The 20304-nt window shown below is 69.7% G+C and carries 18 protein-coding genes; 6 read left to right on the forward strand and 12 right to left on the reverse strand.

Annotation, left to right across the window (positions count from 1 at the left end):
- The first annotated feature begins 37 nt into the window (after window positions 1-37).
- From LFM09_RS06695 to LFM09_RS06710, 4 genes are read left to right on the forward strand one after another with little or no spacing between them, the layout of a single operon-like run.
- The gene (locus LFM09_RS06695; RefSeq protein WP_414095394.1) at window positions 38-520 is read left to right on the forward strand and encodes a cupin domain-containing protein; all 483 of its coding nucleotides are present in this window, start codon (window positions 38-40) and stop codon (window positions 518-520) included.
- A complete protein-coding gene (locus LFM09_RS06700) occupies window positions 517-1404 on the forward strand; it encodes an acyl-CoA thioesterase (protein WP_414095395.1) in 888 nt (295 codons plus the stop codon). The genes LFM09_RS06695 and LFM09_RS06700 overlap by 4 nt, the downstream gene beginning before the upstream one ends.
- 25 nt (window positions 1405-1429) lie before the next feature.
- Entirely contained in the window at window positions 1430-3013 is a 1584-nt protein-coding gene (locus tag LFM09_RS06705; protein WP_414095396.1) for an AMP-binding protein, read from the forward strand.
- Window positions 3010-5397, forward strand: coding sequence for a bifunctional salicylyl-CoA 5-hydroxylase/oxidoreductase (locus LFM09_RS06710; RefSeq protein ID WP_414095397.1), 2388 nt, complete (start codon window positions 3010-3012; stop codon window positions 5395-5397). Before LFM09_RS06705 ends, LFM09_RS06710 begins: the two co-directional genes overlap by 4 nt.
- Here LFM09_RS06710 and LFM09_RS06715 read toward each other — a convergent pair.
- Together LFM09_RS06715 and LFM09_RS06720 are read right to left on the reverse strand one after the other, a co-directional pair.
- Window positions 5352-6905 carry a hemopexin repeat-containing protein gene (locus LFM09_RS06715; protein WP_414095398.1) on the reverse strand — a complete coding sequence of 518 codons (1554 nt, stop codon included), beginning with the start codon at window positions 6903-6905 and terminating at the stop codon, window positions 5352-5354. The genes LFM09_RS06710 and LFM09_RS06715 overlap by 46 nt on opposite strands.
- A gap of 87 nt (window positions 6906-6992) precedes the next feature.
- Window positions 6993-7937, reverse strand: a complete 945-nt coding sequence (locus LFM09_RS06720) for a hemopexin repeat-containing protein (protein ID WP_414095399.1) — start codon at window positions 7935-7937, stop codon at window positions 6993-6995.
- A 165-nt stretch (window positions 7938-8102) separates the two neighbouring features.
- Here LFM09_RS06720 and LFM09_RS06725 point away from each other — a divergent pair, with 165 nt between their 5' ends.
- Together LFM09_RS06725 and LFM09_RS06730 are read left to right on the forward strand one after the other, a co-directional pair.
- Window positions 8103-9116 carry a ferritin-like domain-containing protein gene (locus LFM09_RS06725; protein WP_414095400.1) on the forward strand — a complete coding sequence of 338 codons (1014 nt, stop codon included), beginning with the start codon at window positions 8103-8105 and terminating at the stop codon, window positions 9114-9116.
- A gap of 87 nt (window positions 9117-9203) precedes the next feature.
- Window positions 9204-9722 carry a hypothetical protein gene (locus LFM09_RS06730; RefSeq protein ID WP_414095401.1) on the forward strand — a complete coding sequence of 173 codons (519 nt, stop codon included), beginning with the start codon at window positions 9204-9206 and terminating at the stop codon, window positions 9720-9722.
- Between the two features lie 78 nt (window positions 9723-9800).
- On the opposite strand, the gene LFM09_RS06735 is transcribed toward LFM09_RS06730, so the two are convergent.
- From LFM09_RS06735 to LFM09_RS06780, 10 genes are all read right to left on the reverse strand, one after another.
- Window positions 9801-12509, reverse strand: coding sequence for a BTAD domain-containing putative transcriptional regulator (locus LFM09_RS06735; protein ID WP_414095602.1), 2709 nt, complete (start codon window positions 12507-12509; stop codon window positions 9801-9803).
- Between the two features lie 98 nt (window positions 12510-12607).
- Complete coding sequence (locus tag LFM09_RS06740) at window positions 12608-13555, reverse strand: threonine ammonia-lyase (RefSeq protein ID WP_414095402.1); 948 nt, start codon at window positions 13553-13555, stop codon at window positions 12608-12610.
- A 9-nt stretch (window positions 13556-13564) separates the two neighbouring features.
- Window positions 13565-13900: an antibiotic biosynthesis monooxygenase family protein gene (locus LFM09_RS06745; RefSeq protein ID WP_414095403.1), complete on the reverse strand. Its 336-nt coding sequence runs from the start codon at window positions 13898-13900 to the stop codon at window positions 13565-13567.
- Between the two features lie 5 nt (window positions 13901-13905).
- On the reverse strand, window positions 13906-14505 hold the full coding sequence (locus LFM09_RS06750; RefSeq protein ID WP_414095404.1) for a UbiX family flavin prenyltransferase: 600 nt from the start codon (window positions 14503-14505) through the stop codon (window positions 13906-13908).
- A complete protein-coding gene (locus tag LFM09_RS06755) occupies window positions 14502-15812 on the reverse strand; it encodes a UbiD family decarboxylase domain-containing protein (RefSeq protein WP_414095405.1) in 1311 nt (436 codons plus the stop codon). Before LFM09_RS06755 ends, LFM09_RS06750 begins: the two co-directional genes overlap by 4 nt.
- The gene (locus tag LFM09_RS06760; protein WP_414095406.1) at window positions 15809-16495 is read right to left on the reverse strand and encodes a hypothetical protein; all 687 of its coding nucleotides are present in this window, start codon (window positions 16493-16495) and stop codon (window positions 15809-15811) included. The genes LFM09_RS06755 and LFM09_RS06760 overlap by 4 nt, the downstream gene beginning before the upstream one ends.
- The gene (locus LFM09_RS06765; protein WP_414095407.1) at window positions 16492-17145 is read right to left on the reverse strand and encodes a phosphoribosylanthranilate isomerase; all 654 of its coding nucleotides are present in this window, start codon (window positions 17143-17145) and stop codon (window positions 16492-16494) included. The genes LFM09_RS06760 and LFM09_RS06765 overlap by 4 nt, the downstream gene beginning before the upstream one ends.
- Complete coding sequence (locus LFM09_RS06770; protein WP_414095408.1) at window positions 17138-18502, reverse strand: TrpB-like pyridoxal phosphate-dependent enzyme; 1365 nt, start codon at window positions 18500-18502, stop codon at window positions 17138-17140. The genes LFM09_RS06765 and LFM09_RS06770 overlap by 8 nt, the downstream gene beginning before the upstream one ends.
- Window positions 18499-19143 carry a transglutaminase-like domain-containing protein gene (locus tag LFM09_RS06775; RefSeq protein WP_414095409.1) on the reverse strand — a complete coding sequence of 215 codons (645 nt, stop codon included), beginning with the start codon at window positions 19141-19143 and terminating at the stop codon, window positions 18499-18501. Before LFM09_RS06775 ends, LFM09_RS06770 begins: the two co-directional genes overlap by 4 nt.
- 7 nt (window positions 19144-19150) lie before the next feature.
- Window positions 19151-20293: an acyl-CoA dehydrogenase family protein gene (locus tag LFM09_RS06780; RefSeq protein WP_414095410.1), complete on the reverse strand. Its 1143-nt coding sequence runs from the start codon at window positions 20291-20293 to the stop codon at window positions 19151-19153.
- Window positions 20294-20304 lie beyond the last annotated feature (11 nt).

Consider the following 20304-nt stretch of genomic DNA (forward strand, 5'->3'; position numbering starts at 1 on the left):
TATTGACAATATCTGACGGTCGTGAAGAATGCGAGATATGGAGCCGGACCTCAGCAAGTACCAGCTCGAAGGCGACAACTCGATGTATCGGCTGCCCAGTGGGCTCGTCGCCCCGGTGGTGACGCGGGGCGGCATGGAGAACCCGGACACCGCGAACTCCGGTGGCGCGATCCGGATCTCGGGCGTGAGCATCCAGCACACCCCGGCGACGCGGCTGTGGTTCGGCAAGGTCACCAACGAGCCCGGCTACCGCTCCGTCACCCACCACCACGGCGAGGCCGAGACCGGTGGCTACGTCCTCTCGGGACGCGCGCGGATCTACTTCGGCGAGAAGTTCGAGGACTACGTCGACATGGAGGAGGGCGACTGGGTCTTCGTGCCGCCGTTCATGCCGCACATCGAGTGCAACCTCGACCGCAACAAGTCGCTCACGTGGATGACCACCCGAACTCCGGAGAACATCGTCGTGAACCTCGCCGACGTGCCGGACGAGGACCTCCGCGATTGGCTGGACCGATGACCTCCGCGATCTTCACCGACGCCATCACGCTGGAGAAGGCCGACCCCGAGCACTTCGACCTGGCGTTCACCGCCGTCACCCAGCCCTGCCCGTGGCCCAAGGCGTACGGCGGCGACCTGGTCGCGGCTGCAGCGGCCGCGGCGATGCGCTCGGTCACCGACGGCAAGACGCTGCACTCGATGCACAGCTACTTCCTGCGCCCGGCCGACATCGGCGCGCAGGTGCGGTACGAGGTGGAGCTGCTGCGCGACGGCCGCGGCTACAGCACCCGGCAGGTCCGCGGCTACCAGAACGGCAAGCCCCTCTACGTCTGCCTCGCGAACTTCGCGGCCGGCGAGCCCGGCGGCAGCTTCGAGGCCGAGTTCACCGAGAGCGTGCCCGGCCCGGAAGATCTGCCCAGCTCGGCCGACTACCTCGCCGAACGCAGCGGCGGCACGATGACCGACGAGTCGAAGGCCTACTGGTCCGCCGGCCGCAGCTTCGACATGCGGCACGTGCCCGGCCCCGTCTACCTCGCGGTCGAGGGCGAGAAGGTGCCACACCAGGCGGTGTGGCTCAAGCCGTTCGACCCGCTGCGCCCCGTCGAAGGCCTGACCGACGCCCAACGGGACCTCGCCGCGCTGGCCTACATGTGCGACTACACGATCCTGGAACCGATCCTGCGGGTGCTCGACCTGCCGTGGGCCAAGCCCGGTCTGGTGACCGCGAGCCTCGACCACGCCATGTGGTTCCACCGCACGGCACCGGTCGACGACTGGCTGCTGTACGTGCAGGACGCGGTCGCCGCCGACTCGGGCCGAGGCCTGGGGTACGGCCGCTTCTTCACCCGCGATCGCAAGCACCTCGCCACCGTTGCCCAGGAGGGCATGCTCCGCGCTTCCTGACCCGCCGCCCGCGGAAGGACTGACCATGGACACCTTCGCCCGCGACCACTTACCGCCCGTGGAGCTGTGGCCGACGATCGAGTTCACGACGCCCGAGCTGACCTACCCGGACCGGCTCAACGCGGCCACGGAGCTCATCGACGTGCCGGTGGCGAAGTTCGGAGGTGACCGCCCGGCGCTGCGCACACCGGCCGGCGAGGTCTGGTCCTACGGCGAGCTGCTGACCCGTGCCAACCAGGTTGCCCAGGCGCTGACCGAGAACCTCGGTCTCCAGCCGGGACAACGGGTTCTGCTGCGCTCGCCCAACAACCCGTGGACGGTGGCCGCGTGGTTGGGCGTGCTGAAGGCCGGCGGTGTCGTGGTGACCACCATGGCGGCGTTGCGCACCCGCGAGCTGATGCCGATCGTGGAGCGGACCCGTCCGTCGATCGCGCTGGCGGACGACCGGTTCGCCGAGGACGTCCAAGCCCTGCCGCTGACCGTCGTGACCTACAGCGACCTCATGACGTGCGCCCGCACCAAGTCGGGGGAGTTCGCCGCCGTGGACACCGCCGCCGACGACGTGGCGCTGCTGGCACCGACGTCCGGGAGCACCGGCGCCCCCAAGATCACCGTGCACTTCCACCGCGACATCCTGTCCATCGACAACACCTTCGGCCGGCACGTGTTGCGGCTCGACCAGAACGACCTCGTCGCCTGCACGGCACCGTTCGCGTTCACGTTCGGTCTCGGCATGCTGGTGGTCTTCCCGTTGCGGGCAGGGGCGTGTGCGTTGCTGACCGAGGCCGCCGCACCCGCGCAGGTCGCGGATCTCGTGGAGCAGCACGGAGTCACGGTGCTCGCTACGGCACCGACGGCGTACAAGGCGATCCTGCGCGACGGCATCGACGGAAAGCTCGCCGGGCTGCGGACCGCCGTGTCGGCCGGCGAGCACATCCCCCAGGAGGCCTGGCAGCGATTGCGGGACCGGCTGGGGCTCAAGGTGATCGACGGTATCGGTGCCACGGAGCTGTTGCACATCTTCATCTCCGCCGCCGGTGACGACATCCGGCCCGGCTCGACGGGGAAGCCGGTGCCGGGCTACCGCGCCACGGTGCTCGACTTCGACGGCAACGAGCTCGGCCCCGGCGAACCCGGACGGCTCGGTGTGATCGGCCCGGTCGGCTGCCGCTACCTCGACGACGCGCGGCAGAAGGACTACGTGGTCAACGGCTGGAACGTCACCGGCGACATCTTCCACCGCGACGAGGACGGCTACTTCCACTACCACGCCCGCAGCGACCACATGATCGTCTCTTCCGGCTACAACATCGGCGGGCCGGAGGTCGAGGAGGCCGTCGACACCCACCCCGACGTGCTGGAGTCCGCCGTCGTCGCCAAGCCCGACGACGAACGCGGCTCGGTCGTGTGCGCCTTCGTGGTGCTGCGGCACGGTGTGACCGGTGACGCGGCGAAGGTCAAGGAGATCCAGGACCACGTCAAGCAGACGATCGCGCCCTACAAGTACCCGCGCGACGTCCGGTTCGTGGAGTCCTTGCCGCGCAACGCCAGCGGCAAGCTGCAGCGGTTCACGCTGCGCAAGATCGTCGAGGACGAGGTGCTCAGGTGAAGATCGCTGTCGTCGGTGGTGGCCCCGGTGGCCTGTACTTCGCCGCGCTGATGAAGCAGCTCGACCCGGCGCACGACATCACCGTCTGGGAGCGCGACGCCGCGGACGTCACCTTCGGCTTCGGCGTGGTGTTCTCCGACGAGACCCTGGGCGGCATCGAGAACGCCGATCGTGAGTTCGCCGACACGATGGCGCGCAGGTTCGCCCGCTGGACCGACATCGACATCCACTACCGCGGCGAGAGCCACACCGTTGGCGGACAAGGGTTCGCCGCGATGAGTCGCAAGGAGCTGCTCGCCCTGTTGCAGCAGCGGTGCCGTGATCTCGGTGTGGACGTGCGCTTCTCGACGCCCGCGCCCGACGCCGAACTCCTGCGCGCCACCCATGATCTGGTGGTCGGCGCGGACGGCGTCAACTCGCTCGTGCGACAGTCCTTTTCGGACGTTTTCCGGCCGACCCTGGACCGGCGGCACAACAAGTACATGTGGCTCGGTACGGACCGGGTGTTCGAGGCGTTCCAGTTCTTCATCAGGGACACGCCGTGGGGGACCATGCAGGTCCACGGGTACCCGTACTCCGACACCGGTTCCACGTTCATCGTCGAGATGCACGAGGACGTCTGGCGCCGGGCGGGTTTCGACACCGGCGAGGAGTTCCCGCCTGGTGCCTCCGACGAGCTGGCCGTCGAACGGATCCGCGAGCTGTTCGCCGAGGAGCTGGCCGGGCACCAGGTGTTCGCCAACAACTCGAAGTGGCTCAGCTTCACGACCGTGCGCAACGAGCGCTGGCACCACGGCAACCTCGTCCTCGTCGGCGACGCCGCGCACACCGCGCACTTCTCGATCGGGTCGGGCACCAAACTCGCGATGGAGGACTCCCTTGCCCTCGCGGCCTGCCTGCACGAACACTCCGGCGTCGAGGCGGGTTTGACGGCCTACGAGGCTGAACGGCGCCCGGTCGTGGAGTCGACGCAGCGCGCCGCGCAGGCGTCGTTGGAATGGTTCGAGAACATCGGCATGTACGCGGGGCAGGAGCCGACCCGGTTCTGCTTCAACCTGCTGACCCGGTCGCGCCGCATCACCTACGACAACCTCCGCACCCGTGACTCGGAGTTCGCCGACCGCGTCGACGCCGCTTTCGCCGCCTCCCAAGGGCTTCCGAGCCCCGCTCCGGCGATGTTCCAGCCGTTCCGGCTCGGACAGCTGGAGCTGAAGAACCGCGTGATCGTCTCGCCGATGGACATGTACTCCGCCGTCGACGGCGTGCCCGGCGACTTCCACCTCGTCCACCTGGGCTCGAAGGCCATGGGAGGGCCGGGCCTGGTGATGACCGAGATGGTGTGCGTCTCGCCCGAGGGGCGGATCACGCCCGGTTGCACCGGGTTGTGGACCGACGAGCAACGCGACTCCTGGGCGCGGATCGTGGATTTCGTGCACGAGCGCAGCACGGCCCGCATCGGGTTGCAGCTGGGCCATTCCGGCCGCAAGGGCTCGACCCGGCTGATGTGGGAGGGCATGGACGAGCCGCTGCCGGACGGCAACTGGGAGACCATCGGCCCGTCCGCGCTCCCGTACGGCCCTGGATCACCTGTCCCGCGCGTGGTCAGTCGTGACGACATGGACCGGATCACCGCCGAGTTCGTCGCCGCTGCCCGACGCGGTGCCGAAGCGGGCTTCGACCTGCTCGAACTGCACTGCGCGCACGGCTACTTGCTGTCGTCCTTCCTGTCACCGATCGCGAACAAGCGCACCGACGAGTACGGCGGCCCGCTGGTGAACCGGCTGCGCTACCCGTTGGAGGTGTTCGACGCCGTCCGCGCGGCGTGGCCTGCCGAGCGCCCGATGATCGTGCGCATCTCCGCGACCGACTGGGTTCCCGACGGCAACACCGAGCACGACGCCGTCGAGATCGCCCGTGCCTTCATCGCACACGGCGCCGACGCGATCGACGTCTCCACCGGCCAGGTCACAGCGGACGAGCGCCCGGCGTACGGCCGCTCGTACCAGACGCCGTTCGCCGACCGGATCCGCCACGAGGTACCCGACGCGGCCGTGATCGCGGTCGGCGCCATCGCCTCCTACGACGACGTCAACTCCATCCTGCTCGCCGGCCGCGCCGACCTGTGCGCGATCGGCCGCACACACCTCTACGACCCGCACTGGACGCTGCACGCGGCCGCCGAGCAGGAGTACCGCGGGGCGGAGTGGCCCGTGCAGTACCGGGCCGGCAGCCGCAAGCCGCCGACCTCGCGCACCGACGCCGTGCGGCCGCGGCTGTCGTTGCTGCGGGCGGACGCCGCTGATCGGAACGTCCACCTGCGCTGGACCCCGCACCCCGCTCAGCGCGGGAAGGGCATCCAGTTGCCGTCGACCCAGGCCGGATAACCCGCGTCGACCCCGTCGCTCACGTTCGAGAACCGGACGTACCGCGTGCCCTTGAAGAAGTAGATCTTGTGGTTGTCCTTGCGCATCAACGCCGCGTCGATCCCCGCCTCGAAGCTCGCGGGCCGGCCCGGCCAGTTGCCCGCGATCGGGTTGGGATAGCCGGCGTCGACCCCGTCGCTCACGTTCGAGAACCGGACGTACCGCGTGCCCTTGAAGAAGTAGATCTTGTGGTTGTCCTTGCGCATCAACGCCGCGTCGATCCCCGCCTCGAAGCTCGCGGGCAGGCCCGGCCAGTTGCCCGCGATCGGGTTGGGATAGCCGGCGTCGACCCCGTCGCTGACCTTGGTGAACCGCACGTACTGGTTGCCCTTGAACAGGTAGACCGCGCCGTTCGACTCCCGCCAGAACGCGGCGTCGATGCCGGCCTCGAAGCTCGCCGGCAGGCCGGGCCAGTTGCCCGCGATGGGTTTCGGGTAGCCGCTGTCGACCGCCGTGGAGCCGGCCGAGAAGCGGACGTACTGGTTGCCCTTGAAGAAGTAGAGGGCGTTGTTGTCCTCGCGGAACAGCGCCGCGTCGATGCTGGTGCGGAAGCTCGAGGGCAGGCCGCTCCAGTTCGGTGAGATCTTCCGCGGGTAGCCGTCGTCGCGGCCGTTGGCGATGTCGGTGTAGCGGATGTACTCGTCACCGCTGAACAGGTAGGCGCGCGCGTTGTCGCCGCGCCACACTGCGGCGTCGACCTTGGTGAGGAACGGGCCCCAGCCGAAGTGCTTGGGCGTGTAGGCGCAGATCGCCTTGGAGTTGCTGCGCATCACGCACAGCGCGTTCTCGTCGGGTGTGCAGTTGGCGCAGTTCTTGTTGGGGGAGCGGAAGAACCCGCCGGCCTCCGAGGCGCACGAGCAGTTGCTGGCCGCGTACTCGTCCGGTGCGCCGAAGATGTGCCCGGTCTCGTGGGCGTAGACCATGTCGGAGATCCCGTTGGTGCCGAAGTGCATGACGACCTTGGGCCGGCCCGCGTAGGCGAACCAGGTGACGGGGTGGCGCGTGATGAACGCCGTGTAGGTCCAGTCGGTCTTCAGCTTCGTGCGGATGTCCTCGACGTACTGCTGCACGCCCGCGTCGCCCGCGGGATAGCCGAGCTTCGCCATCGCCGGGTCGCGCCACAGCAGCTCGGCCTCGCTGGTGGAGAGCCCGATCGGCTTCGGGTAGTCGGCGTCCACGCCCGCGTCGACGTCCGTGAACCGCACGTACCTGCCGTTGAAGCGGCCGTTCTTGAAGAAGTAGATCTTCTGGTTGTCGCCGCGGTACACGGCCGCGTCGATGCCGTCCTCGAAGCCGCTGTCGAGATCCCAGTTCGGCGAGAGCGTGGTCGGGTAGCCGGGGTCGACACCGTCGCTGACGTTCGAGTAACGGACGTACTGGTCGCCCTTGAAGAAGTAGATCTTGTGGTTGTCCTTGCGCATCAACGCCGCGTCGAGGCCGGCTTCGAAGCTCGCCGGCAGACCGGGCAAGTAGCCCGCGATGGGATTCGGATAGCCCGCTTCGACCCAGTATGAGACCTACGAGAACCGCACGTACCTGCCGTAGAAGCGGCCGTGCTAGAAGAAGTAGATCTTGTGGTTGTCCTTGCGCATCAACGCCGCGTCGAGGCCGGCTTCGAAGCTCGCCGGCAGACCGGGCCAGTTGCCCGCGATGGGTTTCGGATAGCCCGCGTCGACGCCGTCTGGGACCTTGGTGAACCGCACGTACTGGCTGCCCTTGAACAGGTAGACCGCGTCGTTGGACTCGCGCCAGAACGCGGCGTCGATGCCGCTCTGGAAGCTCGCGGGCAGGCCGGGCCAGTTGCCGGCGATGGGTTTGGGATACCCGGCGTCGGCGGTGGTGGAGCCGGCCGAGAACCGGACGTACTGGTCACCCTTGAAGAAGTAGGTCGCGTTGTTGTCCTCGCGGAACAGCGCCGCGTCGATGCCCTTGTAGAACGTCTCGGGCAGCCCCTTCCACCGCGCGCCCTGCCACGGCTCGATGTCGACCGTCGCGACCCGCACGTCGTACGCCCACGTGATCTTGGCGTTCGGCTCCTGCGCGGCCAGCCAGTCGAGGCCTTCCTGCACGTCCGCGACGGCCGCGACCCGATCCGCCGCGCTCATCACGTAGCCGGGATCGGTCCCGTTGACGAGCACGACCCCGACCGCGATCTCGTTGATCATCCGCTCGCTGGTGGGCTTCGCCACGGCTCTCAGGCTCGGCGCGGCCTGCTCCTCGTCCGCGTCCGGCGCGTCGAGGTCGTCCTTGCCCCACTCCTTGTCGCGGTCCGGCCGGTTGCGCTTCGCCTCCTGGTACGCGGGCGTCTTCCTGAGCCGGAACGCCTCCACCGCGAGGTTCTCGGCCTCGGTGAGCTCGACGTCACTGCGCAGCTCCGGCAGGTCGTCGCCCTCGACGATCAGCACCCGGTCATAGCGGTGCAGGACGCGACCACCCGCTTCCTCGACGGCGCGGACCGCCTCGGCCACGTCTTGAGAGATCCTGACGACACGTTCGTTCATCGGCCCGTCCTCTCGTCGCGGGGAATCGCCCGGCGGCGAGACGGCCGCCGGCCGCTACACCTTCGAACTCGTTGCCGGCGAGCTTTCGTTACGTCCGTTGTCACAACTGAGGGCGCCACCTTGTCTTGGCTTTCGACACCGAACCGATGAAGACGAGGTTCCACAATGGACACCCGTGGCTCCGCGATCGAGACCGTCGAGGATCTCCGTCGCCACCTGCAATGGGCGATCGAGCTCGAACACGCGACGATCCCGCCGTACCTGTGCGCGCTGTACTCGCTGGACCCCGGCCGCAACGCCGCGGCGGCGCAGGTCGTGGGCAGCGTGTTCGCCGAGGAGATGCTGCACCTGGCGCTGGCGGCGAACCTGCTCAACGCCGTGGGCGGCGAGCCCAGGCTCGACACTCCCGACTTCCTGCAGCCGTATCCGCGTCCGCTCCCGCACGGCGACCGGTCCGTGCAGGTCCAGCTCGCTCCGTTCGGACCGGCGGCCCTGGAGCTGTTCCTGCAGATCGAGAAGCCCGCGGCGGCGGACGCACCGCCCGAGGCGGACGAGTACGAGACGATCGGGCAGTTCTACGCCGCCATCGAGGCGGGCCTGCGCTCGCTCTGCGACTCGCTGGGTGAGGCCGCGGTCTTCAGCGGCGACCCGAAGCGGCAGGTCGGCGAGTTCCACCTGCGCACCGGCGGCGGTGAGGTGATCCCGGTCCACGACCTGAAGTCCGCGCTGGCCGCGCTGGCCGAGATCGTGGAGCAGGGTGAGGGCGCCGCGCGGACCGAGGTGTGGGACGGCGAACGGGACGTCTTCCACCCCGACCGCGACGAGGTGGCGCACTACTACCGGTTCCAGGAGCTGAAGCACGGCCGCCGCTATCAGGCCGGCGACACCCCGCAGTCCGGTCCGACCGGCGAGGAGATCACCGTCGACCTCGACGGGGTGCTGCCCATGCCGCCGAACCCGAGTCCGGCCGACCACCCCGACATCCGCGCCGCCCAGGTGCAGTTCAACAACACCTACTGCCTGCTGCTCTACCAGCTGGAAGAGGTCTTCAACGGCAACCCGGCCCAGCTCGGCGCGACCGTCGGCACGATGTACCAGCTCAAGGGCCAGGCGCAGGCGTTGATGAAGATGGAGGCCGGCCCGACCTTCGAGCACGTGCCGCCGGAGCAGCGCACCTGAGCCGTGTATCGGCGATGTATCGGCCGTGGATGTCCCCTCGCGACGCTGACGGAGCAGTGCAGTCATGCAAAACAGGGGAGGATCTCCATGCGGTTCATCAAAGTGACGGCCGCGGTCGTCGGTCTGCTGGGCGCGGCGCTGATCAGCACCGCCGCTCCGGCGAGCGCGACCGGCGCTGAGGCGTTCAGCCCGGACGTCGAGGTCGCGGCGCCGTGGCTCGAGGACACGGCCACCGCGACCGCCGTCGACGGCGACATCGCGATTCAGCAGACGGCGGCCGGCGCCATCAAGTGGATGTCGGATCGCCGCGGCAGCACCGCGTACGAGGGCTACTGCGAGCGTGCGGTCCGGTTGGCGTGGGCCCGCAGGACGCACCACGCTTCGGCCATCGCGCACTGGAGGTCTTCGGACGGCGCTCGCCACACGACGGGCCGGCCGCCGAAGGGTGCGTTCGTCTTCTGGAACACCAGCCAGTGGGGTCACGTCGGCATCGCTGACGGCAACGGCGGCTTCTGGTCGACCAGCGTGGGCGGCAGGATCGGTCACGCGAGCTCGACGGGCTACTTCCGGAACTACCTCGGCTGGAAGCCCGGCAACAGCAACTGACCCAGTGCCGCGGCCCGGAACGCCGCCGTGGGAATTCGCGGTCAGACCGGTGCCGCGAGGTGCCCTGCTGAGCGTGAATCACCTCGCCAGCGATCCGGGTCGCGGCACTGCGCCCGCCGCGCGCGCCAATGTGCGCAGCGCGGCGGGTTCGCCTTCGCGGTTGCCCGTCCGGCGGTAGGTCTCCAACGCCTGTTGCACCAGGTCGTGCGCCGCCTGCGGGTGCCCGTTCGAGATCAACGCCTCGGCCAGCTCGACCTGCGCGAACGCCGTGCACCGCTCGTCGGTGAGATCCATCAGGATCGCCACGGCCCGGCGCGCGCTGACCAACTCCGCCTCGTGCTCGCCAGTTGCCCGGTACAGCGCGGAGAGCCGGACCAGCACCAGCGCTTCCCGGTGCAGGTCACCGAGATCGGCGGCCAGCTGCCGGGCGTCGGTGAGCCACCTCAACGCCTCGTCCGAGGCCCCGAGTGAACCGTGGACCCCACCGATCGACGCGCGGACGTGTGCGATGGAGTGCAGATCGCCCGCGGACTCCAGCAGCCGCAACGCCTCGACGTAGAACGCCATCGAGCGCTCGTACTCCGCCCGCAGCCGGTACACCACACCGATGCCCGCGACTGCGATGCCCTGACCGCGTTCGTCCCCGACCGAGCGGTAGAGCTCTTGCGCCGCGAGCATTCCCTGTTCGGCCTCGGCGAACTCGTCGCGGTAGATGTGCACCTGGGCGACGCCGCGCAGCAACGCCGCTTCACCCGCCTTGTTGCCCGCCGCGCGAACGCATTGCAGAGCCCGTGCGTGCGTCCGGGCCCAGTCCTCGTAGTGGCTGTGCAGGTCGAAGAACGGCACGCAGGCCGCCGCGAGCTGCCACGCCACCTCGTCGAGCCCGGCCGCCGCCGCCAGGTCGACCGCGCCGCACAACGTCCGCCGCTCCGCCTCGAACCACGCGACCGGCTCGGCGAGCAGGTGTTCCGGTGCGTGCACCGGGTCGACCGAAGCGATCGTCGTGCCGAACGTGACCGGCAACCGGTGTGCCGCCGTGACCGCGAGCCACAGCCATGCACGCAACGTCCGTTCCAACGCGAGCGCACGGTCGGGCACCGAACGGACCAGCTCCAGCGCGTGGCACCGCAGCAGGTCGTGCAGCCGGTAGCGCGGCTGGCCGATGCCGTCGGCGCCGCAGGACTCGAGCAGGTTGGCGTCGACCAGCCCGTCGACCAGCTCCTCGCTGCCCGGCGCGTCGAGCAGCGTCTCGACCACCCAGCCCGGGAAGTCGTGCTGTCCGAGCAACGCCAGCCGCACGAATGCGTGGTACTCCCGTTCAGGCAGCTGCCGCACGCTGAGGTCGAAGCTCGCCCGCACGGCCAGTTCGCCGGAGCTCAGCTCACGCAGGCGCGTCGACTCGTCGACCAGCCGTTCCCGCAGGACCTGCATCGACCACCCGCTGCGCCCGGCCAGCCGCGCGCCCGCCACCCGGATCGCCAGCGGCAGATGCCCGCACGCCAGCGCGATCGCCGCGGCCTCACCGGGCTGGGCGCTGACGCGGTCCTCGCCCGCGATGCCCGCGAGCAGCGCGAACGCCTCCTCGGGTTCGAACGGCGGCAGCTCCACCTGCAGCGCGCCGGGCAGCTCGGACAGCCGACGCCGGCTGGTCACCAGGACCGCGCAGCCCGGGTCGCCCGGCAGCAGCGGCACGACCTGGCTCACCGAGGCGGCGTCGTCGAGCACCACCAGCACCCGCCGGCCGGCGAGCTTCGAACGGTAGAGCGCGGCACGGGCGGTCCCCTGCGACGGCAACCCGGCTCCGGTGATCCCCAAGGCGTGCAACAGTTCCGTGAGCACGTCGCTCGCGTCACGCGGGTGGTCGGCGGTACCGGCGAGATCGACGTACAGCTGCCCGTCCGGGAAGTGATCGCTGACCTCGTGTGCCACCCGGATCGCGAACGTCGACTTGCCGACGCCGGGCGGTCCGGTCACTCCGGCGACCGACACCGAGCCGCGCAACGCCGCCACCAACGCCTCGGATTCGTTGGTACGACCGCAGAAATCGGACACCGACGGCGGTAACTGACGAATCGCCGCGGAGACCGGTTCGTCGCGCAGCACCGCGAGCTGGGCTTCCCGCAGTGCCGGTCCCGGCTCCAGACCGAGCTCGTCGGCCAGCCGTGAGCGCATGTCCGCGTAGACCTGCAGCGCCTCGGCACGCCTGTTGTCCTGCTGCAACGCGACCACGAGCTGACCGCACACACTCTCGCGGTACGGGTGCTCGGCCAGTAACGCCCGCAGCTCCGGGATCGCGGCGGCACTCTCGCCGAGCGCCACCTGCAACGCGAGCCGTTGCTCGGTCGCGGTGAGCCGGGCCTCGTCCAGCCGGGCGATGGCGGGTGCCCAGGCCTCGTGGTCCGGCAGGTCTTCCAACGGCCGGCCGCGCCAGAGGGATTCCGCCTGCCGCAACAACTCCAGTGCGTCCGGGCTTCGGCGCGCGTCCGACACCAGCTCGTCGAACTGCAACGCGTCGAGTTCCTGAGCGGACACCTGCAGCACGTATCCGGTGCCGTGGGTGCGCAGGTGGTCATCGAGGAGTTGGCGCAGCTGCCAGACGTACGTGCGGACGTTCGACACGACCGAGCGCGGCCGCGAGACCGGCCACAGGGCCTCTACCAGCTGGTCGAGCGAGACACCGGTGTTCGCGTGCAGCGCGAGGTGCGCGAGCAGCGCTCGCTGCTTGACGCCGCCGAGGCTCTCCCTGCGGTCGGCACGCCAGACCTCGAGCGGGCCCAGCACCCGCACGCTCAACCCGCCGATGGCTCCTCCGATCCCCAGGTCTCCGCGCCGGGAGGATAGTGGCGGGACCGGTGCCGCCGGGCGAGTTCGTGGGAAGTTGTCAACTAACGCTCACGCCAGCGGATCATGTCCGCGAGCGCCACGTTCCCGCCGCACACCACGATTCCGAGCCGGGCGCCGGGCCCGACCCGGTCGAGCACCGTCCGGGCCGCCGCGACAAGACAACCGGCCGCGGGCTCGGCCCACACCTTCTGCGTCTCGGCCAGCGTGATCGAGCCCTGCACCGCCTCGGCGTCGGACACCACCAGCACGTCCTCGACCAGCGCGACGACGTGGTCGTAGGTCAGCTGCGACGCGTGGGGCGCCGAGAGGGTCGAGACGATCGACGTGGGCGTGATGTCCACGGGACCGCCCGCGGCCAGCGCCTGGCGCATCGCGTCGGCGCCCTCGACCTCGACGCCCCACACGCGCACGCCGGGCACCAGCGCGTGGAACGCGGTCGCGACACCCGAGATCAGCCCTCCGCCGCCGATGCTCACCAGCACGTCGGTGACGTCCGGGGCGTCCGTCGCGAACTCCAGGCCGACGGTGCCCTGCGCGGCGACCACGATCGGGTCGTCGTACGGGTGGACCAGGGTCGCACCCGCCGTGACCAGCTCGTTCAGCAGCGCGAACGCCTCCGCCAGGCCGTTCGTGATCCGCACGTCCGCACCAGAGGCGCGGGCGAGCTCCACCGACCGGACCGGTGCCGAGGAGGGCATCACGACGGCTGCGCGAACGCCCAGTTGCGCCGCCGCGTCGGCCAGCGCGATGCCGTGGTTGCCGCCGCTGACTCCGACCACGCCCGCCGCCCGTGCCTCGTCGGACAGCGAGAGGATCTTCGCGACGGCACCGCGCGTCTTGAACGACCCGGTGCGCTGCAACAACTCCAGCTTCACCGTCGTCGGCACGCCCAGCAGCGCGGACAGCCCCGGCGAGGGGAGTGTCGGCGTGCGCAGCACCCGTCCTTCGAGGACCTCGGCCGCGGCCCGGACGTCGTCGATGGTCAGCATGGCGTCACCCTATGCGCGGGTGAACCCGTGGCTCCGTTCCACCTTCGCCACGTGCAGCGTGTAGCTCTCATACCACTGCTCCCGGCCGCGCTGCTGCGCCTCGCGGTGTTCGGCCTGGGTCCGCCATTGCGTCAACGCCTCGGCATCACGGAAGTACCCGACGGAGATGCCCAGCCCACCGGGCGTCTGCGCGTGGTCCATCCCCAGGTAGCCGGGGATGTCCTGCACGAGCTCCTCCATGCGGTCGGCGGTCTCGCTGTAGCCGGTCTGCTCCTGGGTGCGCACCGTGGTGAAGACCGCCAGGTAGTAGGGCGGTTCGAAGGCCTGAACAGGTTGGTCGCTCACACGCGTCACGGTAGGTCGCGGCCATCCGATGATCCAACGAGTTTCTCGGGCGGTCCGGTCCAGCGAGGCACGTCCGGCAGATCGAGTCCGAACTGGTCGAGCACGCGCGCGACGATGTGCGTGACGATCTCGTCGATCGACGTGGGGCGGGTGTAGAACGCCGGCACCGGCGGCGCGATCACGGCGCCCATCCTGGTCAACGCCAGCATGTTCTCCAGGTGGATCTCCGACAGCGGTAGTTCGCGCGGCACCAGCACGAGCTTGCGGCGTTCCTTCAGAGTCACGTCGGCGGCACGGGGGATCAGTCCGTCGCCGTAGCCGGTGCGCACCGCGGCCAGCGTCTTCATGCTGCACGGCACGATGATCATCCCGTCGGTGCGGAAGGACCCGCTGGCGATCGCCGCGGACGCGTCACCGGGCCCGTAGGAGACGGTGGCGAGCGCACGGACGTCCGCGGCGGTCAGGTCGGTCTCCATCTCCAGCGTCGCGCGACCCCACCGGCTGAGCACCAGGTGGGTCTCGACCTCCAGCTGCCGCAACGCCTCCAGCAGCCGCACGCCGAGGATCGTGCCGGTCGCGCCGGTGATGCCGACGACGAGTCTCATCCAAAGCTCCGCTGGGTGTTGAGCGCGAAGGGGGTCGTGGCGTCGACGAACGTGCGGGTGGTGCCACCGTGCCCGCCGCGCCAGTCCGGTGCCTGGGACGGGTCCATCGGCAACGGGCGGAAGTCGCCGAACGCGTGGCAGTCCGTGCCGAGGTTCGCGCGGGTCGTCACGGCCCACCACAGGTCCTCGGGGTTGCGGAGGTCCACGTCCGGGTCGGTGAAGACGATCAGCTTCACGAACCGGTGCTGCGCGAAGATCCGCCGGGCGACGTCCGTGAGCCGTTCGTCGTCGCGGGCCGACTTCTTGCGGATGGCGACGTTGAGCGTGAGCATGCCGCCGCCCGACGCGCTGAAGTGCAGGTCGTCGATCAGGCGCCAGTCGTCGTCGGTGCCCGACAGCGCGACCGACAACGCCCCGGCGAGCCCGAGGATCACCGACTGCTCGCGGCCCGGCCCGATCACCGCCTGGTACACCGGGTTGTGCCGGGTGGTCACGGCGGTCACGGTGATCACCGGCAGACCGGCCCGCGCATCGCCGTCGTAGCCGAGGAACTCCGGCAGCGACACCGGTGGCGGTTCGTCGGCGGTGCTGCCGTCGAGGTAGCCCTCCAGCACGATCTCCGAGTCCGCGAGCACCCGCACCGGTTGCGTGACACCCTCGGCGACCGCGATCGGGGCACCCGCCAGCGCGCCGGCGATCTCCAGTTTGCTCACGCCGCCGAGGATCGCGCTCGACAACGCCGACGCCACCAGCGCGGCGGGTGGGGCGCCGATGTTGATGGACACGGGCAGCTTCTTGTTCTTCTCGTACAAAGCCAACAGCTGACGTCCGGGAACCATCCAGATGGCGAGCCGCGAGTCGTCGAGCACGAGCATCCGGTGCACGGACAACGCCTCGCCCGCGTGCACCAGACCCATCGTCAGGAACGGCCCCGCATCCCGTGGCGTGGCCCGCAGCACCGGCAACGCCGCCAGTGACGAGACCTGTTGCTGACACTGAGCTTTGGTCACGTGTTCGGGTTCGGCGCGTTGGTCCAGGAGCTTGGCAACCGAGTCCACGGTGGACCTTTCCGGTAATCCGGGAAGCCAGTTGCGGACTCGCTCCTCGTCGCCGTACATGCCCAGCAGCACAGGAATCGCGTGACCGGTGGCGGTGTAGCGCACGGCCGGTTCCGGGCGGGTGTGCGAGGTGGCGGGCACACCCGCGAACCGGACCGCGAAGTCGGCCGCGATCCGGTCCGCCGGGAGTGCGACGTCGTGGGTGAGGCAGCACTCGCCCAGGGCATCGCGAAGCGACAGTGCTTTCATGCGTTGGTCCTCGCCTGCTCGAACTGCGCGAACCACTCACGCGGGCTGCCGGCTTGCAGCAGTCCGGTGCCGATCAGCAGCGCGGAGAACCCGGCGTCGATCAGCCGCGCACCGGCTTCTGGCGTGTCGATCCCGCTCGCACTGACCGGGCACGGTGTGCCGGTGGCGAGGACATCGGCCAGCAGGCCGGTGCTGCGCTCGACGTCGGCCGGCAGGCGTTCGCGGTGCTTGATGTCCTTGTTGTTCACCGCGATCACGCACTCACGCGCGTCTGCCGGGAGCTCACCCGCGTTCGTCACCTCGATGAACGGCGTGAGGCCGAGCTCCAGCGCCTGGTCGGCCAACTTGGGCAGCACGCCTGCGGGCAGCAGTGCCGCCGTGAGCAGGACGGCGGACGCTCCGAGCTGCCTGGACATCCGCAGCTGGGACGCCGACGTGATGAAGTCCTTGCGCAACAACGGAACGTCGATGCGTGACGCCACCTCGCGCAGCAGCTCGGCGTTACCGCCGAACCACTTGCCGGTGACCACCGATACGCACGCCGCGCCCGCCTCCCGATACGCGGCGACCACGTCGGCCACCGAACGCCCGCGGAGCAGGTCGGTGCCGTCGCCGTCACGCAGCTTCACCTCGGCGATCACCGGGACCCGCGCCCCGGTGATCGCCTCGACGAACGCACTCATGCCGCCACCCGTTCCGTCCAACTGCGCCGCAACGCGGTCACCTTCGCCGCGTCGAAGTCCCCGAAGGCGTCCCGCGCACCGGTGTCCACGTCCACCCCGCGGAACATCGGATGCGCGGCAACAGATGCGAACGTCTCCGCGTTGGCCGCCGTGATCCCACCGGCCAGCAGGAACGGCACGCTCACCGCGTCCACCAGGTCCAGCACCACCGAGGGCGCCAAAGACCGGGCAGTGCTGCCGATCCGCCCGTCCGCACCGACCGCGTCGACGAGGAACGAGTCCACCCCGGCCCGTTCGTACGCGCGGATCAACGGCCGTTCCGGGCACGACGAGCCGCTCACGTGCAGCACCTTGATCACGTGCACGCCGAGCTGCTTCAACGCCCGCACGGTGCCCGGCGGCTGGTAGCCGTGCAGCTGCACGACCTTGATGCCGGACACCGCCAGCACGTCCCGCACGTCCGGCGCCAGCGTCACCAGCACCGGTGTGATCAGGTGTGCCGCCGCGGCGAGCGAGGTCAGCCGGCCGAGGGTGAGCTCGGCGTGGCCGCCGGGCACGCCGTGCCACAACCCGACCAGGTCAGCACCCGCCGCGGAGAGCAGGCCGAGGTCCGCGGCGCTGGTGGCGCCGCAGACCTTCAGCTCAGGCATCGGCCAGTGCGGGCAGCTGGGCGAGCGCGGCGTCCAGTCCGGCCTGCGAGAAGGACTCGTCGCGCAGCGAGCCGGTGAGGTGCGCCTCGTAGGCCGCCAGGTCGAAGTGGCCGTGGCCCGACAGTCCGAAGAGGATGGCTTCGGACCGGCCCTCCTCCTTGCAGCGCAACGCTTCCGTGATCGCCGCCGAGATCGCGTGGGTGGACTCCGGTGCGGGCACGATGCCCTCGGACCGCGCGAACTGGATGCCCGCCGCGAAACACGCCGTCTGCTCGACCGCGACGGCCTCCAGCAGGTCCGCCGACATCGCGGCGCTCACCAGCGGCGCCATGCCGTGGTAGCGCAGACCGCCCGCGTGGAACGGCGGCGGCACGAACGTGTGGCCCAGGGTGTGCATGCGCAGCAACGGGGTGAGGCCCGCGGTGTCGCCGAAGTCGTAGGCGAGCATGCCACGAGTCAGCGTCGGGCACGCCGCCGGTTCGGCCGCGATGACTCGTACGGAGGGGCCGCCGCGCAGCCGGGCGCCGATGAACGGGAACGTCAGCCCGCCGAGGTTGCTGCCGCCACCCGCGCAGCCGACCACGATGTCGGGGTAGTCGTCGGCGAGGGCGAACTGCGCGATCGCCTCCTGGCCGATCACGCTCTGGTGCAGCAGCACGTGGTTGAGCACGCTGCCACCGGCGTAGTTGGTCTCCGGGTCGTTCATCGCGACCTCAAGGGCCTCGGAGGTCGCGATGCCGAGGCTGCCCGTGCAGTCCGGGTCGTCGGCGAGGATCTTCCGGCCGGCCTCGGTCTCGGTGCTCGGCGACGCCACGCAGCGCGCGCCGTAGGTCTCCATCAGCAGCCTGCGGTAGGGCTTCTGGTGGAAGCTGACCTTCACCATGTAGACCTGGACCTGCAGGTTGAACAGCGCTCCAGCGAGCGACAACGAGGAGCCCCACTGCCCGGCGCCGGTCTCGGTCGCGAGCTTGCGGATGCCCGCCTCGTGGTTGTAGAACGCCTGCGCGATCGCGGTGTTCGGCTTGTGGCTGCCGGCCGGGCTGCCGCCCTCGTACTTGTAGTAGATCCGCGCGGGTGTGTCCAAGGCGCGCTCCAACCGGCGCGCCCGGAACAACGGCGACGGCCGCCACTGCGCGTAGATCTGGCGCACCGGCTCCGGGATCTCGATCTCCCGCTCGCGGCTGAGCTCCTGCTCGGCCACGATCTTGGGCATGATCGGCGTCAGGTCGTCGACGGTGATCGGCGCCCCGGTGCCGGGATGCAGCAGCGGCGGTAGGTCGGGCAGGTCCGCGGCCAGGTTGTACCAGGTGGCCGGGATGTCCTTCTCGTCGAGGAGGTACTTGATCTGGTCGGTCATCGCAGGTCTCCAGTGTGTGCGTCGGCGAGCAGGGAGCCACCGGCGAACCGGTCGGCGTCGGCGAACAGGTTCGGATGGGCGGCGCGCAGGCCGTCGATCACGAGGTCGTAGGGCAGGTCGTCGAACTCGCCGTGCTCGTGCAGGAACTCCATGTGCTCGCGGCCGTGGGAGTCGAAGGGGTGGTAGAGGCTGTCCGCGGTGCCGTCGAAGTCGAGCGGCGTGATGCGGTAGAGCCGGCAGAGCATCTTGTTGAACACCGGGGTGGCGCGCACCCACTTGTGTCCGTTGTGGACGGAGGTGAGGCAGTGGAACCGGAACACGTCGCCGCCGACCAGTTCCCGCAGCCTGGACGACGCCAGGTGGTTGCGGACGTCGGTGAGCACCAGCCGGGACGGCACGCCGATCGCCCGCAGCGCCGCCGAGTAGACGATCGACTTGTGGATGCACATGCCTGATCCGGCCCGCAGCACCTGGCTCGCCCGCAGGCCGTCGCGGGACAGGTCGGCGCCGTACACCTCGTACCGGATCTTGTCGCGGACCGCGTAGTAGAGCGAGACGGCTTGCGCGAGTGGCGGATCCACTGTGGACACCGTGCGGTCGACGAACTCCCGCACCTCGTCGGATTCGTGGTCTATGAACACGGCACGCCTACTTCAGTCCGAGCATCGTCGCGATGCGGTTGCGTTGGATCTCGGAGGTCCCCGAGTAGATCGTTCCGGCGACGGCGTTGCGGAGGTCCTTCTCCAGCCCGAACTCCGCCATGTAGCCGTTGCCGCCGAAGATCTGCACCGCGGCCATGGCGGACGCGACGTTCTGCTCGCTCGCGACGAGCTTCGTGATCGCCATGTCGGTGGTCACGTTCTTGCCCTGCGCGAGCTTGGAACCGGTGTCGTACAACCATTTTCTCGTTGTTTCGACACCGATCTTCATGTCCGCGATCCGGTGTGAGACGGCCTGGTACGAGCCGATCGGCGCGCCGAACGCGGTCCGTTCGCCCGCGTAGGAGATGCAACGTTCGAGCCGGTGCTGCATCTCGCCGAGGTTGATCACGAACGAGCAGAGGATCTCCCACTTCATCACGAAGTCGAGGACCAGGAAGCCTCCGCCGACGCGCCCGACGACGTTGGTCGCGGGCACCCGCACCTCGTCGAAGTACAGCTCCGCCAACGGCGCCGTGCGCAGCCCCATCTTGGGAATCGGGTTGCCGACGGCGAACCCCGGCGTGCCTCGTTCGACGAGGAACGCGGTCGTGCCCAATGGCCCGCCGTCGGGGTGCGTGCGGGCGTACACCACGAACAGATCGGCCACCGGTCCGTTGCTGACGAACGTCTTGCTGCCGGTCAGCACGAAGTCGTCGCCGTCGCGGACGGCTCGGGTGCTCATGGCGAGTGCGTCCGAGCCGCCGCCGGGCTCCGTGATCGCGTGCGCGCCGATCCTCGTCCCGTCGCAGACCGCGGGCAGATAGCGGTCCTTGAGCGACGCGGACCCGAAGCGCTGCAACGGGATCCCGGTGCTGACCAGGTGCGTGGACACCGCGAAGTTCAGTCCGCCGTCACGGCATCCGTGGCCGAGTCCCTCCAGCAGGTACATCGTGGTGAGCAGGTCCTGGCCGAGCCCGCCCCACTGCTCGCCGAAGGGCAGCCGCAGGATGCCGCAGTCCCGCACGAGGTCCCACTTGTCGTGCTGGAAGCCACCTTCGGCGTCCCGCTCGACGTGGTCCGCGCTGAGCCTGGCCGACCACGCGGCCAGGCCTTCCCGCAGTGCCAGCTGATCCGAGTTCCAGTTGATCACGAGCCCGCTCC

The sequence above is a fragment of the Lentzea alba genome (genome assembly GCF_047445655.1).
Lineage (GTDB): Bacteria > Actinomycetota > Actinomycetes > Mycobacteriales > Pseudonocardiaceae > Lentzea > Lentzea alba_A.